The 1,265-nt window shown below is 55.9% G+C and carries 2 protein-coding genes; both read right to left on the reverse strand.

Annotated elements, in window-relative coordinates; all coding sequences use genetic code 11:
* Nucleotides 1-516: 516 nt before the first annotated feature.
* A complete protein-coding gene (locus tag BM357_RS18810; protein ID WP_245784106.1) occupies nt 517-843 on the reverse strand; it encodes a YolD-like family protein in 327 nt (108 codons plus the stop codon).
* Nucleotides 840-1,265: DinB/UmuC family translesion DNA polymerase (locus BM357_RS18815; RefSeq protein WP_483869900.1), on the reverse strand; the 426-nt coding region annotated here is incomplete at its 5' end. The genes BM357_RS18815 and BM357_RS18810, both read right to left, overlap by 4 nt.

Raw genomic sequence — 1,265 nt, forward strand, 5'->3', positions numbered from 1 at the left:
GCTTGGCCTCATGTTGGATCACGATCACCCACCAGTAAACAACTACGACTACATTTTCATCATAATGTTGTGCCCCAAAGGGGCATGGGGGTTTTTGGGGAATCGAGCGCGATTTTTTGGGAGTTTCAATCCGCTATTGACAAGGGGGAAATGATTGTGTGTGGCCGCTTCTCTTTCGCATACGACGACTGGTCAGGTCAGAAATCCTCGGAATGACGTGCCGGAGTGTATCCAGGCCGTAGAATGAGAAGCCCCGGCCTTTCGACTGGGGGCGGAAACGTCACGGGCGCTTGTGTGCCTGTTCATAGTCTATCCGGATTGGCAGGAGAAGAAACGATATTCCGCGATGATCCGTTTTTCTCCTTCGCATTATGGACGCGGTTACTTCATCGGGATACGATGCTAATGAAAAGGTACAGTGCACACAGAAGCCCCGTCCTCATCCAGACGGGGGCGCCTCCCTGTTTTAGGATACCGGAGTAAGTGCACCAAATTACGTCTCCTCGTGCGTAGACCTCAGTCGAATTCAACTCGAACCAACCTGCGACAATCTATCGGCACCCGTTTACCGCCTGTCCGCGACAGCCACAGACGACCCCCGAGCAACTCCGGCACACCCTCTAACACTTCGTCTTGAATCGGGCCGAACAGCGTCAGTCGAACCACCTTCCGCTCCTCAACCGCTTCCGCCAGGACGTACTGCATCTCGGAAAGCTCGTCCTCAGACAGGTCCGGTGGCCGCCTGCGCGACCTCCGTTCACGATATCGTTCCACTGTTGCTCTATGCTCTGGAAGCAAGATCCGCATTGCCTCGAAAATGTTGCCGTCCCGGATCGACGTCACGCCCAGTGACCCCCAATCTTCTGCGCGCGTTCACGCATCTGCCCGGCAGGCATCAAGCTGCTGGCACGCATAACAGCCGTTTCACCAAAGTGCGCGCGAATCCCGTCAATGGCCTGCCAAAACCTCTTTCGCCGCGGTACGTCGTCAAACAGGGACAATTGTACCGCTGTATCCCATGTCAGCAGGTCGAGAGATACGGATACCGCACGAACACCACTCCCATCCCAATGCCGGTCGAGCAAGGCCAACAATGTGGGATACAGTTCCTCCGGCCTGTTTGAGGGCTGCGAAATCGTCCTTGCCCGATAGAATCCGCCGCTCAATCCCTCGTATGTCAAACCAAGACCCACTCGCCGACCAACTTGGCCTGCGCGGCGAGCCCGTTCGCACACTTCGTCCAGAAGCTCAAGCATTACCACACA

The sequence above is a fragment of the Paenalicyclobacillus macrosporangiidus genome (genome assembly GCF_900116805.1).
GTDB lineage: Bacteria > Bacillota > Bacilli > Alicyclobacillales > Alicyclobacillaceae > Alicyclobacillus_H > Alicyclobacillus_H macrosporangiidus.